Origin of the sequence: Actinomadura madurae (assembly GCF_900115095.1) — a bacterium.
Taxonomy (GTDB): Bacteria; Actinomycetota; Actinomycetes; order Streptosporangiales; family Streptosporangiaceae; genus Spirillospora; species Spirillospora madurae.
The window spans coordinates 339,059-357,934 of record NZ_FOVH01000005.1; the positions used below are offsets into that span (position 1 = coordinate 339,059).

An 18,876-nucleotide genomic window follows, 5' to 3' on the forward strand; every position below is an offset into this window, starting at 1 on the left:
GTACAGAGGCCATACGCGTGGCGGGCGTCGGGCGTGCCCGCCACGCGTGGGGAAGGGAGGCGTCAAGCCGCGCCTAGGGGCGGTTCTGGTCGATCTGCATGACGACCGCCTTGGGCTCGGTGAAGAACTCCCGGCTGAAGTCGCCGCCTTCGCGGCCGACGCCCGACGCCCCGACACCGCCGAACGGCGCGCGCAGGTCGCGGATGAAGAAGCAGTTCACCCAGACAGTGCCGGCGCGGAGCGCCGCCGACACCCGGTGCGCCCGGCTCAGGTTCTCGGTGAACACCATGGCGTTGAGGCCGTACGGGGTGTCGTTGGCCTGGCCGACCGCCTCGGCCTCGGTGTCGAACGGGGACACCACGACGACCGGCCCGAAGATCTCCTCGCGGCAGTGCGGCGCCTCCGGCGGCATGTCCGTGATCACCGTGGGGCGGATCGACCAGCCCTCGCCGAGCCCACCGGTGCGGATCCGGCCGCCCTCCGCCTCGACGGTCTCCACGTACCCGCGCACCTTCTTGTAGTGCTCCTCCGAGGCGAGCGGGCCCAGCCGGGTGTCCGGGTCGGAGGGGTCACCGACCTCCATGGCCTCGGCGGCGGCGGCGAACCGGCCGAGGAACTCGTCGTAGACCTCGCGCTGCACGTAGAGCCGGCTGCCCGCCAGGCACACCTGGCCGGCGTTGGTGAAGATCGCCCGGATCGACCAGTCGACAGCGTTGTCCAGGTCCGCGTCGGCGAACACCAGGTTGGCGCCCTTGCCGCCGAGCTCCAGGCTCACCGGCACCAGGCCGCCGCCCGCGGTGCGGCCGATGACCCGGCCGGTGCTGGACGCGCCGGTGAACGTGATCCGGTTGATCCCGGGGTTCTCGATCAGCGCCTGACCGGCCGATCCGGGGCCGTGGCCGTGCACGACGTTGAGGACGCCGGAGGGCAGTCCCGCCTCGGCCGCGAGCCGCGCCAGGATCGTCGCGGAGGACGGGGTGTCCTCGGCGGGCTTGAGCACGACCGTGTTGCCCCAGGCCAGCGCGGGCGCGATCTTCCAGGTCTCCAGCATCAGCGGGAAGTTCCACGGGGCGATGGCGGCCACCACCCCGGCCGGCCCGTAGGCGGTGTAGGCGTGGTGGCCGCTGTCCATCGGCAGCGTGTCGGCCGCCGCGAGCTGCGCGTGGTCGGCGAAGAACCGCAGGTTGTGCGCCGACCGGCCGACGTCGTTGCCGACGCTCTGCGAGACCGGCTTGCCCATGTCACGGGTGTCGGCCATGCCGAGCTCCCGTGCGTGCTCCTCGACCAGATCGGCGAGCCGGTGCAGGAGGCGGCCGCGTTCGGCGTAGCCCATGCGCGGCCAGGGCCCGTCGTCGAACGCCCGCCGGGCGGCCGTGACGGCCCGCTCGACGTCGCTCGCGGAAGCGAGCGCCACCTGGGCCCAGGCCCGCCGGGTCCAGGGATCGACGGTGTCGAAGCGCGCCCCGTCCTGGGAGTCGGCTTCCTCACCGTCGATGAAGTGCCCGAAGAACTCCATGTGCTGTCAACCCTCTTCCTCTGTTGTGCCGGGAGCCGGCGTGCCGGCGGCTTCTCGCTCGGCGAGCGTGACGCCGCCGGCGGCCCAGTGCGTCGATGGGAGCTCGTGGACGAGCACCCGCACCCGTGCGGGATCGGTGCCGGTGGCGCGCACGACCGCGTCGTGCACCTCACCGATCAGGGCCCGGACCTGGTCGGGCGGCCGTCCCTCGGCCAGGCTGATGTGGACGAGAGGCATATCGGGTCCTCCATTTCACCGCTGTGCCGTCAGTGAGGGGATGAGCCGCAGCGCGTTGCCCGCGAGGAGCGCGCGCTCGACCGCCGGGTCCAGTCCCTGGTTCCGGATCGTCGCGACCGCGTCGACGTCGGCGAGATCGAACGGCAGGTCCGTGCCCAGCAGCACCCGCTCATGCCCGACGTCCTCGATCAGGCGGCGGAGCGCGGCGTCGTCGAACACAGCGGTGTCGAAGTACAGCCGCCGCAGATGAGCGCGCGGCGACGCCGGGATCGTTCCGGCCTCCCGCTTGCGCCGCCAGCCGAGGTCCAGCCGGGGAACGAGCCCGGGCAGGCAGCCGCCGCCGTGCACCAGGCACAGCACCGGATCGTGCCGGTCCAGGACGCCCCCGAAGATCAGCCGGGCGGCGGCGAGCGCCGTCTCCGCCGGGTAGCCCAGCAACTGCACCAGGTGGAAGTCGCGGAGCCGGGCGGGTGACGACGCGCGGCTGGGATGCACCAGGCAGAACGCCCGTCGCTCGGTCAGCAGGGCCCACAGGTCCTCGTTGACCGGGTCGTCGAGTTCGCGGCCGCCGCCGAAGGTGCCGACCGTCAGCCCGGCCATGCCGAGTTCGTCCAGGCACCGGGCCGCCTCCCGGGCCGCGCCGGGCAGGCCCACCGGCACCGTCCCGAGCGCCGCGAGCCGGCCGTCCCCCTCGGCCGTGTACGCGGCGAGCGCGTCGTTGGACCGGCGGGTGACCTCCATGACCAGCGTGTCGTCCGGCGAGGTCGATCCGAACACGAACGGCGGCGCCGCGACCAGCTGGACATCGATGCCCGCCGCCTCCAGGGAGGCGAGGCGCTGTCCGGCGTCGTACTGGTCCGCGGGCAGCGGGATGCGGGCGCCCTGGGCGACCCCGGACAGGCCCGGGTCCAGCAGCAGCGTTCCCGAATCCACCTGGGACAGGTCCGCGAGGCCGCGGTCGGCGAGGTGCCGGAGCAGCGGCATGGGCAGCGCGTGCGCGTGGACGTCCACCGCCGCCGGGCCGTCCGGTGCGGGAGCGGGCCCCGGCGAGGCGGGCTCGCTGGTCGATCTCATGCCTACCTCCGAATCAAGTTTCCAATAACCATTATGATTGATTCGGCTCCGCTAGACAATGACCTTGCGTTACACCCCAGGTCAGAGGGCATGCGACCGACCTCGACTATTGACTCTAACCAATATGATGGTTAGCCTCGGGCGAGCGGTGGGCGCCGGTGCTCCCGGGTCGTGCCCGCCGGTCGCGTACCGAGTCGAGCGAGGAATGCACATGTCGAAGATCTCGATCAGTTCCAGCAACGCGCCCAAGGTCGGCTTCTCCTCGGGGACCGTTCCCCCGCTGTCGCAGGCGATCGTGCACGGAGACCTGATCTTCTGCTCCGGGACGGGCCCGCTGGACCCGGCCACGCGCACGATCGTCTCCGACGACCTCGCCGAGCAGGTGCGGCAGACGCTCACCAACCTGGTCGCGGTCGTCGAGGCCGCGGGCGGCACCAAGGACTCGATCCTCAAGTGCAACTGCTACCTGCGCGACGCCTCCCAGTTCCCCGAGTTCAACCAGGCGTACCGGGAGTTCTTCGCCGACTGCGAGAGCTTTCCCGCGCGCACGACCGTCAACGCCCCGCCGCACCGCGCGGGCGTGCTCGTCGAGGTGGAGTGCGTCGCCGCCGTCGCCGAGAAGCGCTGAACCGGCCGGGTGACGAAACCGCGCATCGGACGCGCACGAGAGAAAGGCCACCGACCATGACCGAGCCGTACCGCATGCCGGTCGTCGATCTGGACGCGATCGCCGAGCGTCTGGGCAAGAGCGGCAAGCGCGTCGAAGTGCTGTGGCAGCACAGCGAGTCGCTCGCCTTCGTGGCGCGCGGGCGCGAGTACCGCTCCGAGTTCCACCTCAACCCGAGCGACGAGGTGATGTACACGATCCGGGGCGAGCTGCGCCTGCACAGCAGGCAGCCGGACGGTACCGAAGTGGTCGACGTGATCCCGGAGGGGTCGGCGATCTTCACGCCGTCCCGCCTCCCGCACTCGCCCCGGTTCGATCCGGACGCGTTCATCATCGTCATCGAACGCCTCCGCCGTCCCGGCGAGCTCGACCGCTTCCAGTGGTTCTGCCAGGGATGCGGCGAGTTCCTGCACGAGGAGTCGTGCTTCGTCGAGGACTACACGGTCGACCCGGTCGGCAAGGCGTACCAGCGCTTCTTCGACGACGTCGAGGCCCGCACCTGCGGCGCCTGCGGCGAAGTGCTCCAGCCCTACTGAACCCGTCGCGCCGCCGACCCCGTGCGGTCTCAGGGAGAAATCAATATGGAACGAACGCAGGTCGCCATCATCGGCGCGGGCCCGGCCGGGCTGCTCCTCGGCCGGATGCTGGAACTCGCCGGTGTCGACGCGGTGATCCTGGAGAACCGGACCCGGGCCTATGTCGAGGGCCGGATCCGGGCGGGCATGCTGGAGCACCGCACCGCGCGGCTCCTGGAAGAGCTGGGCCTGGACGGGCGGATGCGGGCGGAGGCCGCGGTCCACCACCTGTTCGAGCTGCGGTTCGACGGCCGGCGCCACCAGATCCCCATGGCGGAGCTGACCGGCGGCTGCACCGCCGTCATGTACAGCCAGCAGGAGATCGTCCGCGACGCCGTCGAGGCCCGCGTCGCGTCGGGCCTCCCCCTGGAGTTCGACGTCGACGACGTGCGGCTGGAGGGCCTCGACGGCGCCGGGCCGACGGTGCGCTACCGGGCGGCCGACGGCACCGAGCACGTGCTGGCCTGCGACTTCATCGCGGGCTGCGACGGCTTCCACGGCGTGTCCCGCGGCTCGATCCCGGACGGCGTGCTGACCGCCTACGAGCACGACTACCCCTTCGCGTGGCTCGGCGTGCTCGCGGACGTCCCGCCGTCCACGTTCGAGCTGATCTACGCGTGCCACGAGCGCGGGTTCGCTCTGCACAGCATGCGCTCGAGCAAGGTCAGCCGGTTCTACCTCCAGGTCGCGGCCGACGAGGATCTGGCCGACTGGCCCGACGACCGCATCTGGCGCGAGCTCCGGGTGCGGCTCGGCACCGACGACGGCTGGACGCTCGCCGAGGGCGCCATCACGAAGAAGAGCATCACCGCGATGCGGAGCTTCGTGGTGGAGCCCATGCAGTACGGACGGCTCTTCCTGGCCGGGGACGCCGCCCACATCGTCCCGCCGACCGCGGCGAAGGGCCTCAACCTGGCCGCCGCGGACGTCCGGCTGCTCGCCGACGCGCTGTGCACCTGGTACGAGTCCGGCGACCGGTCCGCGCTGGACCGCTACTCCGAGGACGCGCTGCGCGGCGTGTGGCGCGCGCAGCAGTTCTCCCGGTCCATGACGTCGCTCCTGCACCACGACCCGAGCACCCCGATGGAATGGCGGCTGCAGCACGCCGAGCTGAAGCACCTCTGCACGTCCGAAGCGGCGATGAAGAGCTTCTGCGAGAACTACGTGGGGATGCCGCCGGTGGGGCGGATCCACCGGCGCGACTCCCGAACCGAGATGACAGAGAAGGTCCGCCCATGACGAACGACACCGGAGCGCTCGATCGGGCGGCGGAGCGCCTGGACACCGCGCAGCACACCGCCGAGGCGGTCGAGCAACTCCCCGGAGGGCTCACCCCCGCGGACGCGTACGCGATCCAGGACTCGGTGATCGGCCGCCGCCTGGCGCGGGGGGAGCGCCCCGCCGGGCTCAAACTCGGCTTCACCAGCAAGGCCAAGATGGAGCAGATGGGCGTGTCCGAGGTGATCGTCGGGCGGCTCACCGACGCCATGCGCGTCCCCGACGGCGGCGAGGTCGCGCTCGACCGGTTCATCCACCCGCGCGTCGAGCCGGAGGTCGCCTACCGGATCGCCCGCGACGTCACCCCGGACGACGGGGAACTGGCCGTCGACGCCGTCGCGCCCGCGCTGGAGATCATCGACTCGCGCTACCGCGACTTCCGCTTCAGCCTGCCCGACGTGATCGCCGACAACGCGTCGTCCGCCGGGTTCGTCATCGGCTCCTGGCAGCCGGCCGGCGTCGACCTGGACGACCTCGCCGTCCGGCTCACCGTCAACGGCGACACGGTCGAGACGGGGTCCACCAGCGCGATCCTCGGGCATCCGGACCGCGCCCTTCCCGCGCTGCTGGAGATCGCCCGCCGGCAGGGCATGGCGCTGCGCGCCGGGGACGTCGTCCTCGCCGGCGGGGCGACCGCCGCGGCCCCGTTCCCGCCCGGCCGGGTCGTGGCGGACGTCGCCGGGCTCGGCAGCGTGTCCGCGGTGGGCCGCCGCGGCTGAGGGAAGGCCGCGGCCCCCGGGCCTCGGCCCCGAACCGGGGAGGACCCGCGTCCTCCCCGGTTCAGTCGTTTCCCGGGACATGACCGTGCCGATGCGCGAAAGGCGGGCCGGACGTCGCGTCCGGCCCGCCTCCGCCCGTGGTGCGAGGGACTCAGCCCGCCGGCTCCTGGATGAGCTCCTCCACTCTGACCGGCTTCTTGATGAGCTTGTACTTCTCACTCAGCCGCACCAGCTCCTCGATCGAGTCCCGCTGGAACGTGGCGGGCCAGGCGATCATGTTGATCTTCTTCGCCTGGGCCGGCGGGATCTTGGCGTAGGACGGAAGGATCGCGCGGACCTCGTCCGGGTGCGCGTTGGCGTACGCCTGCGACCGGCGCACCGCCGCGTCGAACCGGCGCACCACGTCCGGGTTGCTCTTGGCGTAGGCCGTCGAGGTGAAGTACGAGGCCACCGCCAGATTCGGATGGGTGTCGGCGTAGTTGTTGAGGATGGGTCGGGCGCCCTGCTCCAGGAGGGTCGTGACGAACGGTTCGCACTCCCAGGCGGCGTCGATGCGTCCGGTATCGACCGCGGTGACCATGTCAGGGAAGCCGAGTTCCGTGAACTGGATCGAGTTCGGGTCCACGCCGCGCTTCTCCAGTGCGGCGCGGATCGTGACGTCGCCGATGTTGTTGAGCGTGTTGACCGCGACGCTCTTGCCCGCCAGGTCACCGACGTCCCGGATGTCGCCGTCCTTCGGTGCCAGCACCTGGCACGCCTCGTTGGCGTTGGGCGCGATGCCCACGCCCGGCGTGATGACCCGCAGCGGCACCCCCTTGCTCTTCGCGATGATGAGCGACACGTTGTTGGAGAAGCCGAACTGGTTGCTGTTGCTCATGACGGCGGGGACGATCGCCGCGCCGCCCGCGGCCAGCTGCGGCTCGATCTTGAGCTTCTGAGCGCTGAAGAAGCCCTTCTGGACGCCGAGGTACAGCGGGGCGACGTCGGTGATCGGGATCAGGCCGACCTTCACGGTCGTCACACCGTCGGCGTCGGTGCTGCCCGCCGAGGTGCCCCCCGAGCCGCAGCCCGCGGCCAGGCCGACCGTCAGCGCCGCAAGGGCCACCCGGAGCCCACCGCGTCGGATCGTTCTCATCATGGCTGCACTCCTCGTGAGTGGGACACGGCGATCGTGCCGTACTGAGTAGAACGATTATCTTCAATTCACCAGAGAAAGCAACGGTGTACCGAGGGGAGATGCACCTGATAACCTGCAATCGTTATGATGAATCATGAGGATGGCTACATCGTCCGAGCCGAGACCGTCCACACGATGGACGCGGCGGCGCCCCGCGCCGAGGCCCTCGCGGTCCGCGGTGAGCGCATCGTCTCGGCCGGCTCGTTCGACGCCGCCCGCGCGGCCCTCGGCGAGCACGCGCCCGTCCTGGACCTGGGCGGCGCGGCCGTCGTGCCCGGGCTGATCGACACCCACATGCACCTGCTGTGGACCGGACTCGCGCACGTCCTGCTCGATCTGTCCGGCGAGCGCAGCATCGCGGGCATCGTCGCGGCGACGCGCGCCTGGGCCGACGCCCACCCCGACGCTCCCTGGGTGGTGTCGGCCGACGGCTGGGAGATCGAGGACATCGCCGAACGCCGCCTCCCGACCCGCGACGAACTCGACCGCGCCTGCCCCGACCGCCCCGTGCTGATCCTGCGGTGCGGGCACCAGGGCGTGGCGAACTCGGTCGCGCTGGCCCTCGCGGGCCTGACCGACGGCGCCCCCGACCCGTCCGGCGGCCGTCTGGGCCGGGACGCCTCCGGACGGCTCGACGGCGAGCTGATCGAGCCCCCCGCGATCGAGCTGGTCCGGCGCCACGTGCCCCCGCAGGACGACCGGGCCCGGCGGGCCGCCATCGCGGTCGCGGCGCGGCAGGCGCTGGCCGCCGGCCTGACGTCGGTGATCGAGCCCGGGCTGCGGACCGAGGAGATCGCCGGCTACCAGGGGATGCACGCGGACGGCGAGCTGCCGCTACGGGTGACCGCGATGCCGCTGCTCACCGCCGGCGCGTCCGTCGAGGACGAGATCGCCCGGCTCTCGGGCCTCGGGGTGCGAACCGGCTTCGGCGACGACCGGCTGCGCCTCGGCCCCGTCAAGGTGTTCCTGGACGGCGGCGGCTCGCTCGGGACGGCCTACCTTCGCGATCCCTGGCCCGGGCGGTGCGGCGACCACGGGCAGCTCCTGCTCGACCCGGACACCATGCGCGCGCTGGCGTCCGGCCTCGCGGCGCGCGGCTGGTCCCTGGGGGTGCACGCCGTCGGGGGCGGCGCCCTCGACCTGCTGTTCGACGTGCTCGACCACGCCGATCGCACGGCTCCGGTGAAGCCGCTGCGCTGCCAGGCGATCCACGCCTACCTGACGCCGTCGGAGCGCAACGTGGCCGACGCGCGGCGGCTGGGCGTCGTCGTCGCCACCCAGCCGACCATGCAGGAGCAGTTCGCCGACCGCCTCATCGCCCAGCTCGGCCACGACGCCGCCGCCGCGGCGACGCCGCTCGCGACCTGGCACCGCGCGGGCGTCCGGCTCACGGGCGGCTCCGACTCGCCGGTCACGCCGTACGAGCCGCTGCGCGGGATCTGGCAGGCGGTCACCCGCCACCACGCGCCCAGCGCCGGGCCGCTCGGCCCCGACCAGCGGCTCGACGTCGCGGCCGCCCTGCGGATGTACACCGCCGACGCCGCCTACGCCGCGTTCAACGACCACGCCGTCGGCGTGCTCCGGCCGGGCATGCGCGCCGACTGGGTGGCGCTCGGCGCCGACCCGGCCCGGTGCGCCCCGGACGACCTGCGCGACCTGCCGGTCCTGGCCACCGCGGTCGACGGGGAGATCCGCCACCGCGCCTAGCCGCCGGCCCCCGGCGCGGGCGCCGGGGGCGCCCGCGCCCGCGTCAGTCGATGACCGAGGTCGGCGGGCTGTGCCGGCGCACGGCGCGGCGCACCTGCGCGGGGTCCTGCGACTCGACCGCGTCGACGAGCGCCACGTGGACGCGGAAGGTCTTGCTCGCCGCGAACAGGTCGTCGGAGCTGACGTCCTCGATCTCGTTCTCGATCGTGTCGAGCATCGTGTTGTAGATGACGCGCAGCACGGTGTTGGGGGAGATCGCCGATATCCGCCGGTGCACCGCCCAGTTGGCCCGCAGGAAGGCCCTCGCGTCGGTGCGCTGCTCGTCCATGCGGTCCAGCAGCTCGCGCAGCTCCGCCATGTCCGCGTCGGTGCGGTGGGCGGCGGCGTCCATGAGGATGGGCTCCTCGAGCGCGTCCCGTACCGCAAGGCAGTGCGCGCTGTTGACGCCGTTCTCGCGCAGGCCGAGGATCAGATGGTTGACCCGCACGTGGCTCGGCGGGCGCAGCGTGAACAGCCCGCCCCCCGGACCGGGCTTGGCGGCCACCACGCCGCGCGTCTCGAGCAGCCGGACGGCCTCGTTGATGGTCCCGACGGCGACGCCGTACTCCTGGCGCACGTCCTCCTTGGTGCCCAGCCTGCTCCCGTCGGGCAGCGCGGACTCGATGATCTTCCGCTCGATCTCGTGCGCGATGGCCTCGGCACGGGACGGCCGCCACTCGGTGCGGCCACTGGGGTCAGGACGACTCATCGATTGCTCTCCATGCCTGGGGTCGATCGGATGGCGGCTGGTCAGCGGTGCCGGGCGGCACCCCGGCACCCTTGACAGATAATCATCATAGTGAATACCTTCACTATACGGCTGGACGCCGTCCTGTGGCGGACAGCGTCCCACGAGAACTTTCGCGGAGTTCCCGGCGTGCGCCCGAACCCGCCACATGTGGCCGACGGCGGCCGCCCCCATTGACGCGGACGCGGCCGACACATGCCCGGAAGGAGCTTCCGTTGACCCGGACCTGGACCATGCCGATGTCGGAATCCACCGGACCGAGACGGCGCCTCCCGCGATCGCCGAAGCTCGGCGACGGGGTTCTCGGCGCCGCGGGCCTCGTGGCCGCGCTGGCCGTCCTCGAACTCGCGACGATCGCGGGGGCGCTGCCGGAGAAGACGTTCCCCCGGATCAGCAGCGATCTGCGCGAACTCGTGAACCTGACCGGCGACCCGGCACTCTGGACCGCGATCGGCCACACGCTGCAGGGGTGGGCGGTCAGCTTCGCCATCGCCGTGGTGATCGCGGTGCTCCTGGGCGTCGCGATCGGCTCGAACGAGATCCTGCGGGCCGCCACGACCGCGCTCATCGAGTTCATGCGCCCGATCCCGTCGGTCGCGCTCATCCCGCTCGTCGTCCTCGTCCTCGGCACCGGCCTGCAGAGCAAGATCTTCCTCGCCGCGTTCGCCGCCGGCTGGCCGGTTCTCATCGCCTCCATCTACGGCATGCGCGACATCGAACCGGTCGCCCTCCAGACGGCGCACGCGTTCCGGGCGCGGCCGCTCGACCGGCTGTTCCTGGTGGTCCTGCCCAACGCCGTCCCCTACATCGCCACCGGCCTGCGCGTGGCGTCGACCACCGCGCTGATCCTCTGCGTGACCGCCGAACTGGTGATCGGTGCGCCCGGACTCGGCCAGTCGATCACCGTGGCGCAGGCGGGCGGCCAGTACCAGCTCATGTACGCGCTCATCATCGCGACCGGGATGCTCGGGGTGCTGCTCAACCTGGTGTTCGTCGCGATCGAGAAACGGCTCCTCCGGTGGCACCCTTCGCAGCGAGCCCAGGAGGTCGTCCAGTGAACCGGCGCGCCATGCTCCTCGGCATCCAGATCGGAGCGCCCGTCCTCGTCCTGCTCGGCTGGGGGCTGTGGTCGGCGGGCAGCACGAACATGTTCTACCCGCCGCTCACGCGGATCCTCGCGGTCTTCAAGGACACCTGGCTGTTCGACCGGGTCGGCTCGGACGTCGTCCCGAGCCTGATCAACATGTTCGCCGGGTTCGCGCTGTCGATCGTCATCGGCGTCCCGCTCGGCATCCTCGTCGGCCTGGTGCGCAGGCTCCGCACGGCCGTGACGCCGCTCATCGACTTCGTCCGGGCCATCCCGCCGCCGGCGCTGATCCCGTTCGGAATCGTCGTCCTGGGGGTCGGCGTGACGATGAAGGTGTTCATCATCCTCATGGTCAGCCTGTTCCCCATCCTGATGCACACCATCGACGGCGTGCGCGGCGTCGATCCCAACCTGCTCGACAGCGCGCGCGCCTATCGCGTCAGCCGGCGCGACCGGCTCGTCCACGTCATCGTCCCGGCCGCCGCGCCGCAGATCTTCGCCGGCGTGCGCGTCGCGCTGTCGCTGTCGCTGATCCTCATGGTGATCAGCGAGATGGTCGCGAGCACCAAGGGGATCGGCTACTTCATCCTCGAATCGCAGCGCACCTTCGCGATCCCCGAGATGTGGTCGGGGATGGTGCTGCTCGGAATCCTCGGATTCCTGTTCAACTTCGCCTTCGGCATCGTCGAGCGCCGCTCGCTGCGCTGGCACCGCGGAGCACGAAAAGGAGCGTCCTGATGACCAACGAAACGCCGATCCTGGAGGTCGAGGGCCTCGGCAAGGTGTACGGCACCGGCGATCAGGCGGTGCACGCGATCGACGAGATCGGCTTCACCGTCGAACGCTCCGAGTTCGTCTGCGTTGTCGGTCCTTCGGGCTGCGGGAAGACCACGCTGCTGCGCTGCCTCTCCGGACTGATGCCCGCCACGAGGGGCCGCGTCCGCATCGAGGGACGGCCCATCGACCGCACCCCGGAGGACATGGCGATCGTCTTCCAGGACTACAGCAGGTCCCTCTTCCCGTGGATGTCCGTGGAACAGAACATCGCCTTCCCGCTGCGGCGCAAGAAGCTCGACCGCGGGAAGCGGGGGAAGCTGATCGCCGACTCGCTGGAGGCCGTGGGCCTCGCCGACGCCGGCGCCCGCTTCCCGTGGCAGCTCTCCGGCGGCATGCAGCAGCGCGTGGCCATCGCCCGCGCCCTCGCCTACGAGCCCCAGATCCTGCTCATGGACGAGCCGTTCGCCTCGCTGGACGCGCAGACCCGCGCCGACCTCGAGGACCTGACCCTCAAGCTCCGCCACGAGTACGGCGTCACCGTGATCTTCGTGACCCATGACATCGACGAGGCGGTCTACCTCGCCGACCGCGTGATCGCACTGACGAACCGTCCCACCCGGGTGCGCAGCATCGTCGAGGTCGATCTGCCGCGCCCCCGCGACCAGCTCACCACGAAGGAGCTTCCCGGCTTCGCCCGGCTCCGCGGCCGGGTCTACCGGGAGGTGCGGCAGCTCGGCGACGACGCGGACAAGATCGTCGCCAGCACGTCCAGGGGCTCCTAGCGCCGTCCGGAGGCGCGTCCGCTCGCCCGGCCCGGACCCGGTGCAAGGCCGGCTCCTCACGGAGGCCTACCGATCGAGGGCTCTACCGGTCGAGGATCAGGCGCGGCGAGCGGCAGCGGGAGACGCAGGGGAACATCGTGTTCCCGGCCGCGCGCTCGTCCTCGGTCAGCACGGAGTCGAAGTGCTCCACGTCGCCTTCGAGCACGGTGGTCTCGCAGGAACCGCAGATTCCCTCCAGGCAGGAACTGGGGATCGGGACGCCGCCCTCCTCAAGGACGGAGAGCACGGTGCGGTCCGGCGGGACGTGCAGCGTGACGCCCGATCTCCGCAGGACGACGTCGAAGGCACCGGGCTCGCCCGGCGAAGGCTCGGTCCGGGGCTCGAAGCGTTCCGCACGCAGGTCCGGGACCCGCTCCTCCATCGCGGCCAGCAGAGACGCCGGGCCGCAGCAGTAGACGGCGAGGCCCGGCGCTGACCCGCCCGTCCCGGAGGCTTCGCGGGCTTCCGCCAGGGCGGCGTCCAGATCGAGAGGGCCGTACTCCTCCTCCGGCCTCACGACGACATGCTCGCCGTAGCGTCCGAGTTCATGGAGGAAGGCCATCGACGTCCGGGTGCGGCCGCCGTAAAGCAGCCGCCACGGCGCGCCGGCGGCGGCGACGGCGTGGGCCATGGGGAGAAGCGGCGTGATGCCGATGCCGCCCGCCACGAACAGGTGGCTCGCGGCCTCGGCCAGAGGGAAGTTGTTGCGCGGGCCGTCGTAGCGGACGAGCGAGCCGGGCCGCAGCGAGTCGTGCACGTAGGCCGACCCGCCGCGGCTCGGGTCCGCGCGGAGCACGGCGATCCGCCACCGGTGGCGGTCGGCGGGGTCGCCGCACAGGGAGTACTGCCGGGTGGGAGCGCCGCCGGGGATCAGGTCGATGTGCGCGCCGGGCGACCAGCGGGGCAGCGCGGCGCCGTCGGGCGAGGCCAGCGTGACGGACAGGACGCCGTCGGCCTCCCAGGTCAGCGACCGCACGAGCAGGTCGCTCATTCGACCATGAAGGCGGCCGCGTCCAGCCGGAGCAGCGCGTCGTCCTCGGTGAAGGCGACGCCGACCGGATCCTCGCCCGCCGCGACGGCGTCGATCTGCCGCTTGAGCAACCGGCGGAGCATGACGACGCCGCGATCGGTGGTGGCCAGGTGCTCGGCGGCGTGGTCGGCGAAGTCGCCCTGGCCCTTCTGCGCCTCGTAGTCGCCGGGCATCCGCTGGTGCTCCTCGTCGGTCAGGTCCTCCCACGGACGCCCGTCGAAGCGGGTGCGGATCTTCGCGATCGCCTCGGGGTTCCCGGTGCGGAACACCGTGTAGACGCGGAACGCCGTGTCGTCCAGGGGGACGACCCAGCCGAGGGAATCGGCCGGGCCGAGGACGTCCAGCACCGGGTCGGGGACGATCCGCAAGTTCGGCGGGGCCACCTCGGTGCGGCGCCGGTAGGTGCGCCCGTCGTCGAGGCGGCGGTCCTGGACGCTGCGGACGCCGAGGCCGGTGAGCTCCCACCGGACCTCTGGCAGGACGCCCATCTCGCTGACGAACTGCACGCCGGAGAACGAGCCGTGCAGGATCGGGATGTGGAACGGGTCCATCACGTTCTCGAAATGCTGCAGCCAGTTGAAGTCGACGATGACGGGGCCGCCCGCGCCGATGCTCCGGTCGTCGGCGACCAGCGCCTCGCCCTCCCCCAGGTGCTCGAAGATCGAGAAGCGCGGGAAGACGGGCATCCGGTCCGGCGGGCCCATGTAGGCGAAGATCAGCCCGGCCCATTCGCGCAGCGGGTACCACGGCTGGCGGACGCGGTCGCGGTGCCGCCCGCCCTCGGGCTCGCAGGGCTGGTCGAGGCAGGCGCCGTCGGTGCCGTAGAGCCATCCGTGGTAGCAGCACCGGATGCCGTCGTCCTCCACCTTGCCGTAGTAGAGCGAGGCACCGCGGTGCGCGCAGTTGGGGTGGACCAGGCCCGGTTCGCCCTTGCGGGTCCGGAACAGGACGAGATCCTCGCCGAGAATCTTGATCTTGCGCGGGGTGGTCGTGGCGTCGGCAAGCAGGGCGACCGGCTGCCAGTAGCGCCGGAACAGCTCGCCGGCCGGTGTGCCGGGACCGACGTGTGTCAGTTCCGGATTGTGCGTGGCGGCGGCGCGCCCGTAGGCGGTTTCCATCGGCATGCGGGCTCCTCGGTCGATCGGTGGGGTGAGCGAAGCGAGCCGGACAGGGCGCTCAGGCCGAGGCGGCGGCCGCGGTGCGGGTGGTCGCCTCGATGAGGCGGACCAGCTCGTCGAGCAGGCGGCGCATCAGGTCCTCGGTGACCTCGTCGGGAAGGAGGGTGCCGTCAGGGGTGAAGCGCTCGTGGGAGCGGAACACGGTGATCTCGGGCTGCACGACGACCGGTGCCTGGATTCGGTGGAGCACCTGGCGCAGGACCGTCTGGCCGCGGGCGGTGCCGAACTGGGACGGGGACGCCCCGAGGATGGCGACGGGTTTGCCGCGGAGGCTGGAGTCGTCGGCGGGACGGGACGTCCAGTCCAGGGCGTTCATGAGCACCCCGGGGATCGCGGAGTTGTACTCGGGGGTGGCGATGACGACGCCGTCCGCCTCCTTGATGCGCCGGCGCAGATCGGCGACCGGGGCGGGGACGTCCTCGCGCTCGCGGTCCTGGTCGAAGAGCGGCAGTGCGCGCAGGCGGTCGCAGAGGTGGACGGCGACGCCCGGCGGGGCAACGGCCTGGAGCGCGCGGAGGAGTCCGGTGTTGTGGGAGGTGCGGCGCAGGCTCCCGGAGAGGGCGACGATGTCGAGAGTCATGATCGGCCCGTCACCGCGCCGCTTCGGAGGGCCGGATGTCGTAGGAGATGCGGCCCGCGGGCAGGTAGAACAGCGCGATCAGCGCGCCGCCGCGCACCTCCGGATAGTGGTGGCTGCCGGGCGCGGGGGCGGTCCAGCCCGCGCCCTGCCAGCCCCGCGGGCCGAGGAGTTCGGCGTCGGGGCTGATGGGCGCGACCATGTTGACCTCTCCGTACGGGTGCGCGTGGTACTGCCCCCGGTAGCGGGCCACGCTGTCCATGTAGACGGCGGTGATGCTGAAGTAGGAGGTCTCCTCCGAGGGCGCGGTGATGAGACCGCGCCGGTAGCGCGGGCCGTCGACCTCGGTGTCGGCCGCCCAGCCCTCCTCGAGGACTCCGATTCTGATCAGCCTGGACAATTCGTCGTAGAGCCCGGTCCCCGCCGAGTACGTGGCGTTCAGCCAGGATTCGAGCTCCTTTCCGGCGGTACGGTTCTTGATCTCGCTCAGGAACGGAATGCTGCACTCGATGAGTGCGCGCTTGCTGTCCATCGCCGTCCTTCCAGGATTCAGTGATGTCCGGAAATCGGTGACGATCCGTGCGCCCCCGACAGGCGGATGGCCCCGCCGCGGACGAGTTTCACACAGGGTTTCGTTACAGTCAATAGCTGTAACGAAACGACCTCGGGCCACCCCCTCCCCGGCTATCCTTGGCGCCGGAGGTGCACAGATGAGCAACAGCGACCAGGACGACCGGGGCCGGACGCCCCGGGGCGGAGCCGCCGGCGCCCGTTCGTCGCGCGCCGGCGGCCGTCCCCGCGATCCCGCGATCGAGCACGCGATCATCCAGGCCGCGCGCAAGCGCCTCGCCAGCGACGGCTACTCCCAGATGACCATCGGCGACATCGCGGCCGACGCGGGCGTCACCCGCCCGACGCTGTACCGCCGCTGGGCGACCAAGTACGACCTGGTCGTCGACGCGCTCAAATACGGACTGCGCATGCAGCGCGAGGCCTATCCCGCCATTGACTGGGATCGGCTGGAACCGGTCGACGCTTTCAAGGAGGCCGTGCGCCGACTCGACCCGCGCTACAACAACAAAGCCGCAATGGCCCTGCATGGAAACTTCATGGCCGAGGCCGATCGCGAACCGAGGTTGCTGGAACAACTGCGCGAGCACGGCGTGGGGCCGCGCTGCCAGGAGCTGATCACCACGCTCCATCTGCTCAGGGAGCGCGGCGCGGTACGCCCGGACATCGATCTCGACATCGTCGTGACCATGTGCTTCGGCAGTTACTTCGCGGACTACCTCCGCACGGGCGAAAGCCCCGGCGCCGATTTCGCCGACCGCATCGTCGACACCGTGTGGCCCGCGATCGCCGCCGACCACCGTGACGTCCGCACCGGGAGCGGCGCGCACGGCTGACCCCGGCTACTCGCCGCTCGCGGCCGACCGCGCGGGCGGCGCGGCCGGCGCCGAGCCCCGCACCTTCCGCGCCGTCGGATAGGCGTACGGCCCGAGCAGCAGGAAGAGAAAGGCCGTGGCCACGAGAGCGCCACCGCAGAGGTAGAACGCCGGGTCGTAGCCGCCGAGCCTGTCGTAGAACACGGCGAACAGGAGTCCTCCCGCGCTGGCACCGAGCACGAAGATCGCGAACATGGCCCCGTAGATCTGCCCGAAGCTGCGCAGGCCGAAGTACCGGCTCGTGAGATAGCTGGCCAGGTCGACCTCGAGGCCCACGGCCAGGCCCAGGCAGACGGCGCCGAGGACGGGCGAGACGCCTGTGCCGATCAGCACGAAGGCCACCACGGGGACGAGTTGCTGCACGAAGGCGACGCGGGGCCCCCGGAACCGGTCCAGCAGCATCCCGGCGACCGGCCGCCCGACGAGCGAGGCGATGCCGACGGGGATGAGGACGGCCGCCGCCGCGGCGCCCGTCATGCCCCGGTCCGTCAGCATCGGGACGAGGTGCGTCATGCTGCCGTTCAGGGAGACCGAGGCGACGAACGTCCCCGCCGCGAGGATCCAGAACGACCGCATGCGCAGCGCCCGGCGGCGTTCGATCCCGGGCGCCTCGCCGGCCTGCTCCGTGCCGGGCGCCGGGCGCGGGGCGTCCCCGGTGAGCCGCCGGCGCTCCTGCGCGTTCGGCTCGCGGATGACCAGGATCCACGGAGGCAGCGCGACGACCAGCAGGAGCACCGCCAGGCCCGCGTAGGCCCCCCGCCAGCCCACGTGGTCGATGAGGAACTGCGTGTACTGCGGTATGAGCGAGGTGCCGAGCCCGATGCCGCATACGGCGATGCCGATCGCCAGACCCCGCCGCGCGTCGAACCATCCGGCGACGGCCTTGGTGTAGGGGGGCGGCTGCTGGGCCGCGCCGAGCAGGGAGACCAGCATCGAGATCGCGTAGAACACCGGCAGCGAGTCCGGCGTCAGCGCGAGCAGCGCGATACTGCCGGCGAAGGGGACGAGCGCCGGGATCATCACCCGGCGCAGCCCGAACCGGTCGATGAGAAAGCCGAAGAGCAGGACGCCGAGCGCGGCCACCGGCCCGGCGAGGCTCTTCGCGCCGCTGACCTCGGTGCGCGTCCAGCCGAAGTCCTCGCCGAGTTCCTTCATGAACAGGCCGACGGTCTGCAGGACGAGCGGTGAGGCGCTCACGGTCAGCGCCGCGGTACTCCCCCAGACCACCAGCCACGATCGTGTTGTGAGGTTCATGGACGCCACGAGATTCTCCCGTCGCCGAAGATGATGAACACCTCGCCTGGAGGACCGGCCCTGCGGCGTGGTGCGCTCATCTTGCTGGGGAGATTAGTTACAGTCAAGCCTTGTAACTTAACTGCCTTCGCGGAACACCGGCGGCGCCGTGACCTCGCACGACATCTCGGGCGGCTTTCGTTACAGCTATTGACTGTAATGAATCAGCATGGCAATATCCCCGCCACGAACCCGCCGGCGGGAGGATGACCCTTGGACGTCCACGAAGCGCTCTACACCACCCGGATGATGCGCCGGATGCGGCCCGACCCCGTCCCGCTGGAGACGCAGTGCCGCATCCTCGACGCGGCCATCCGCGCGCCGAACGGGGGCAACACGCAGCGCTGGCACTTCCTGGCCGTCGACGACCCGAACCACAAGCGGCGGCTCGCCGAGCTCTACCGCGAGTGCCGGGAGCTGGAGTACCGAGACCTCGCGGCGGGCACCCTGGGCATGACGGTCCCGGGCGACGACGCGGGCCGCGCCGAGACCATGCGGAAGATCAAGGCGTCCGGCGGGTACTTCACCGACCACTTCGGGGAGATTCCGCTCCTGATCTTCGTGTTCGCCGTGGACGACCACGGCGGCGCGAACATCTATCCCGCGATCTGGAGCGCGTTCCTCGCCGCGCGGGCCGAGGGCGTCGGCGGTGTCATGAGCACCGTCCTCCGGTACGCCGAAGACACGGTCACGGACATGCTGGGCGTCCCCGTGGAGCAGGGGTGGCGGCTGACGGCGATGCTGGCCTTCGGCTACCCGCTCGGCCCGTGGGGCGTCGCGGCCAACCGCCGCCCCGTGCACGAGGTGGCCTCCCGCAACCACTGGAGCCGCCCGTTCGGCGCCGAGGTCCCCGAACCCTTGTGGAGCGGCCCCGCGGAGAGTTCCGCGAGCTGACCGGAGTCGTCCGGCGCCACCGCACCGGCCAAGACCG

At 71.4% G+C, this 18,876-nt stretch carries 20 protein-coding genes; 10 read left to right on the plus strand and 10 right to left on the minus strand.

Translation table 11 applies throughout. The annotated features are described in order from the left end of the window. Window positions 1-73: 73 nt before the first annotated feature. Genes BM339_RS17695 through BM339_RS17705 form a run of 3 tightly spaced genes read right to left on the minus strand, consistent with a single transcriptional unit; the run spans window position 74 to window position 2,827 of the window. Window positions 74-1,516, minus strand: coding sequence for an aldehyde dehydrogenase (locus BM339_RS17695; RefSeq protein WP_021591404.1), 1,443 nt, complete (start codon window positions 1,514-1,516; stop codon window positions 74-76). A 6-nt stretch (window positions 1,517-1,522) separates the two neighbouring features. Beyond that, a complete protein-coding gene (locus BM339_RS17700; RefSeq protein ID WP_021591405.1) occupies window positions 1,523-1,753 on the minus strand; it encodes a tautomerase family protein in 231 nt (76 codons plus the stop codon). 15 nt (window positions 1,754-1,768) lie between these two features. Further along, window positions 1,769-2,827, minus strand: a complete 1,059-nt coding sequence (locus BM339_RS17705) for an amidohydrolase family protein (protein ID WP_083597702.1) — start codon at window positions 2,825-2,827, stop codon at window positions 1,769-1,771. Between the two features lie 211 nt (window positions 2,828-3,038). On the opposite strand from BM339_RS17705, the gene BM339_RS17710 reads away from it, so the two are divergent. Genes BM339_RS17710 through BM339_RS17725 form a run of 4 tightly spaced genes read left to right on the plus strand, consistent with a single transcriptional unit; the run spans window position 3,039 to window position 6,066 of the window. Continuing rightward, entirely contained in the window at window positions 3,039-3,455 is a 417-nt protein-coding gene (locus tag BM339_RS17710) for a RidA family protein (RefSeq protein ID WP_021591407.1), read from the plus strand. A gap of 56 nt (window positions 3,456-3,511) precedes the next feature. After that, the gene (locus BM339_RS17715) at window positions 3,512-4,030 is read left to right on the plus strand and encodes a 3-hydroxyanthranilate 3,4-dioxygenase (protein ID WP_021591408.1); all 519 of its coding nucleotides are present in this window, start codon (window positions 3,512-3,514) and stop codon (window positions 4,028-4,030) included. A 45-nt stretch (window positions 4,031-4,075) separates the two neighbouring features. After that, complete coding sequence (locus tag BM339_RS17720) at window positions 4,076-5,308, plus strand: 4-hydroxybenzoate 3-monooxygenase (protein WP_021591409.1); 1,233 nt, start codon at window positions 4,076-4,078, stop codon at window positions 5,306-5,308. After that, window positions 5,305-6,066: a 2-keto-4-pentenoate hydratase gene (locus tag BM339_RS17725; RefSeq protein ID WP_075021549.1), complete on the plus strand. Its 762-nt coding sequence runs from the start codon at window positions 5,305-5,307 to the stop codon at window positions 6,064-6,066. The genes BM339_RS17720 and BM339_RS17725 overlap by 4 nt, the downstream gene beginning before the upstream one ends. A gap of 151 nt (window positions 6,067-6,217) precedes the next feature. Here the strand turns inward: BM339_RS17725 and BM339_RS17730 are convergent, their stop codons facing one another. Next, the gene (locus BM339_RS17730) at window positions 6,218-7,204 is read right to left on the minus strand and encodes an ABC transporter substrate-binding protein (RefSeq protein WP_052357317.1); all 987 of its coding nucleotides are present in this window, start codon (window positions 7,202-7,204) and stop codon (window positions 6,218-6,220) included. Between the two features lie 126 nt (window positions 7,205-7,330). Here BM339_RS17730 and BM339_RS17735 point away from each other — a divergent pair, with 126 nt between their 5' ends. Further along, window positions 7,331-8,950, plus strand: a complete 1,620-nt coding sequence (locus tag BM339_RS17735; protein WP_177287714.1) for an amidohydrolase — start codon at window positions 7,331-7,333, stop codon at window positions 8,948-8,950. A gap of 43 nt (window positions 8,951-8,993) precedes the next feature. Here BM339_RS17735 and BM339_RS17740 read toward each other — a convergent pair whose 3' ends face one another. Continuing rightward, a complete protein-coding gene (locus BM339_RS17740) occupies window positions 8,994-9,698 on the minus strand; it encodes a FadR/GntR family transcriptional regulator (RefSeq protein ID WP_021591414.1) in 705 nt (234 codons plus the stop codon). Window positions 9,699-9,952: 254 nt separating this feature from the next. Here BM339_RS17740 and BM339_RS17745 point away from each other — a divergent pair, with 254 nt between their 5' ends. Genes BM339_RS17745 through BM339_RS17755 form a run of 3 tightly spaced genes read left to right on the plus strand, consistent with a single transcriptional unit; the run spans window position 9,953 to window position 12,383 of the window. Beyond that, window positions 9,953-10,795, plus strand: a complete 843-nt coding sequence (locus BM339_RS17745; protein WP_218163675.1) for an ABC transporter permease — start codon at window positions 9,953-9,955, stop codon at window positions 10,793-10,795. Beyond that, on the plus strand, window positions 10,792-11,562 hold the full coding sequence (locus BM339_RS17750) for an ABC transporter permease (RefSeq protein WP_021591416.1): 771 nt from the start codon (window positions 10,792-10,794) through the stop codon (window positions 11,560-11,562). Before BM339_RS17745 ends, BM339_RS17750 begins: the two co-directional genes overlap by 4 nt. Then, a complete protein-coding gene (locus BM339_RS17755; protein ID WP_075021551.1) occupies window positions 11,562-12,383 on the plus strand; it encodes an ABC transporter ATP-binding protein in 822 nt (273 codons plus the stop codon). Before BM339_RS17750 ends, BM339_RS17755 begins: the two co-directional genes overlap by 1 nt. Window positions 12,384-12,465: 82 nt before the next feature. Here the strand turns inward: BM339_RS17755 and BM339_RS17760 are convergent, their stop codons facing one another. The 4 genes from BM339_RS17760 to BM339_RS17775 are packed head-to-tail and all read right to left on the minus strand — an operon-like array spanning window position 12,466 to window position 15,739. Beyond that, window positions 12,466-13,413, minus strand: a complete 948-nt coding sequence (locus BM339_RS17760) for a PDR/VanB family oxidoreductase (protein ID WP_075021552.1) — start codon at window positions 13,411-13,413, stop codon at window positions 12,466-12,468. Next, entirely contained in the window at window positions 13,410-14,576 is a 1,167-nt protein-coding gene (locus BM339_RS17765; RefSeq protein WP_143118481.1) for a Rieske 2Fe-2S domain-containing protein, read from the minus strand. Before BM339_RS17765 ends, BM339_RS17760 begins: the two co-directional genes overlap by 4 nt. A gap of 52 nt (window positions 14,577-14,628) precedes the next feature. Further along, window positions 14,629-15,210 (minus strand): NADPH-dependent FMN reductase, encoded by a 582-nt coding sequence (locus tag BM339_RS17770; protein ID WP_075021553.1) that lies wholly within the window; start codon window positions 15,208-15,210, stop codon window positions 14,629-14,631. A 10-nt stretch (window positions 15,211-15,220) separates the two neighbouring features. Then, window positions 15,221-15,739: a 4-hydroxylaminobenzoate lyase gene (locus BM339_RS17775; protein ID WP_021591421.1), complete on the minus strand. Its 519-nt coding sequence runs from the start codon at window positions 15,737-15,739 to the stop codon at window positions 15,221-15,223. A gap of 178 nt (window positions 15,740-15,917) precedes the next feature. Between BM339_RS17775 and BM339_RS17780 the strand changes: the two genes are divergently transcribed. Beyond that, the gene (locus BM339_RS17780; protein WP_075021554.1) at window positions 15,918-16,613 is read left to right on the plus strand and encodes a TetR/AcrR family transcriptional regulator; all 696 of its coding nucleotides are present in this window, start codon (window positions 15,918-15,920) and stop codon (window positions 16,611-16,613) included. Between the two features lie 6 nt (window positions 16,614-16,619). Here BM339_RS17780 and BM339_RS17785 read toward each other — a convergent pair whose 3' ends face one another. Continuing rightward, entirely contained in the window at window positions 16,620-17,906 is a 1,287-nt protein-coding gene (locus tag BM339_RS17785; protein ID WP_143118482.1) for an MFS transporter, read from the minus strand. A gap of 252 nt (window positions 17,907-18,158) precedes the next feature. Here BM339_RS17785 and BM339_RS17790 point away from each other — a divergent pair, with 252 nt between their 5' ends. After that, entirely contained in the window at window positions 18,159-18,839 is a 681-nt protein-coding gene (locus tag BM339_RS17790; protein ID WP_075021555.1) for a nitroreductase family protein, read from the plus strand. Window positions 18,840-18,876: the final 37 nt, after the last annotated feature.

Excerpts from the sequence above, each read along its gene's own strand:
- BM339_RS17695 (WP_021591404.1), bottom strand. The coding sequence starts at position 1,516 with ATGGAGTTCTTCGGGCACTTCATCGACGGTGAGGAAGCCGACTCCCAG.
- BM339_RS17700 (WP_021591405.1), bottom strand. The coding sequence starts at position 1,753 with ATGCCTCTCGTCCACATCAGCCTGGCCGAGGGACGGCCGCCCGACCAG.
- BM339_RS17705 (WP_083597702.1), bottom strand. The coding sequence starts at position 2,827 with ATGAGATCGACCAGCGAGCCCGCCTCGCCGGGGCCCGCTCCCGCACCG.
- BM339_RS17710 (WP_021591407.1), top strand. The coding sequence starts at position 3,039 with ATGTCGAAGATCTCGATCAGTTCCAGCAACGCGCCCAAGGTCGGCTTC.
- BM339_RS17715 (WP_021591408.1), top strand. The coding sequence starts at position 3,512 with ATGACCGAGCCGTACCGCATGCCGGTCGTCGATCTGGACGCGATCGCC.
- BM339_RS17720 (WP_021591409.1), top strand. The coding sequence starts at position 4,076 with ATGGAACGAACGCAGGTCGCCATCATCGGCGCGGGCCCGGCCGGGCTG.
- BM339_RS17725 (WP_075021549.1), top strand. The coding sequence starts at position 5,305 with ATGACGAACGACACCGGAGCGCTCGATCGGGCGGCGGAGCGCCTGGAC.
- BM339_RS17730 (WP_052357317.1), bottom strand. The coding sequence starts at position 7,204 with ATGATGAGAACGATCCGACGCGGTGGGCTCCGGGTGGCCCTTGCGGCG.
- BM339_RS17735 (WP_177287714.1), top strand. The coding sequence starts at position 7,331 with ATGAATCATGAGGATGGCTACATCGTCCGAGCCGAGACCGTCCACACG.
- BM339_RS17740 (WP_021591414.1), bottom strand. The coding sequence starts at position 9,698 with ATGAGTCGTCCTGACCCCAGTGGCCGCACCGAGTGGCGGCCGTCCCGT.
- BM339_RS17755 (WP_075021551.1), top strand. The coding sequence starts at position 11,562 with ATGACCAACGAAACGCCGATCCTGGAGGTCGAGGGCCTCGGCAAGGTG.
- BM339_RS17760 (WP_075021552.1), bottom strand. The coding sequence starts at position 13,413 with ATGAGCGACCTGCTCGTGCGGTCGCTGACCTGGGAGGCCGACGGCGTC.
- BM339_RS17765 (WP_143118481.1), bottom strand. The coding sequence starts at position 14,576 with ATGCCGATGGAAACCGCCTACGGGCGCGCCGCCGCCACGCACAATCCG.
- BM339_RS17770 (WP_075021553.1), bottom strand. The coding sequence starts at position 15,210 with ATGACTCTCGACATCGTCGCCCTCTCCGGGAGCCTGCGCCGCACCTCC.
- BM339_RS17775 (WP_021591421.1), bottom strand. The coding sequence starts at position 15,739 with ATGGACAGCAAGCGCGCACTCATCGAGTGCAGCATTCCGTTCCTGAGC.
- BM339_RS17780 (WP_075021554.1), top strand. The coding sequence starts at position 15,918 with ATGAGCAACAGCGACCAGGACGACCGGGGCCGGACGCCCCGGGGCGGA.
- BM339_RS17785 (WP_143118482.1), bottom strand. The coding sequence starts at position 17,906 with ATGAACCTCACAACACGATCGTGGCTGGTGGTCTGGGGGAGTACCGCG.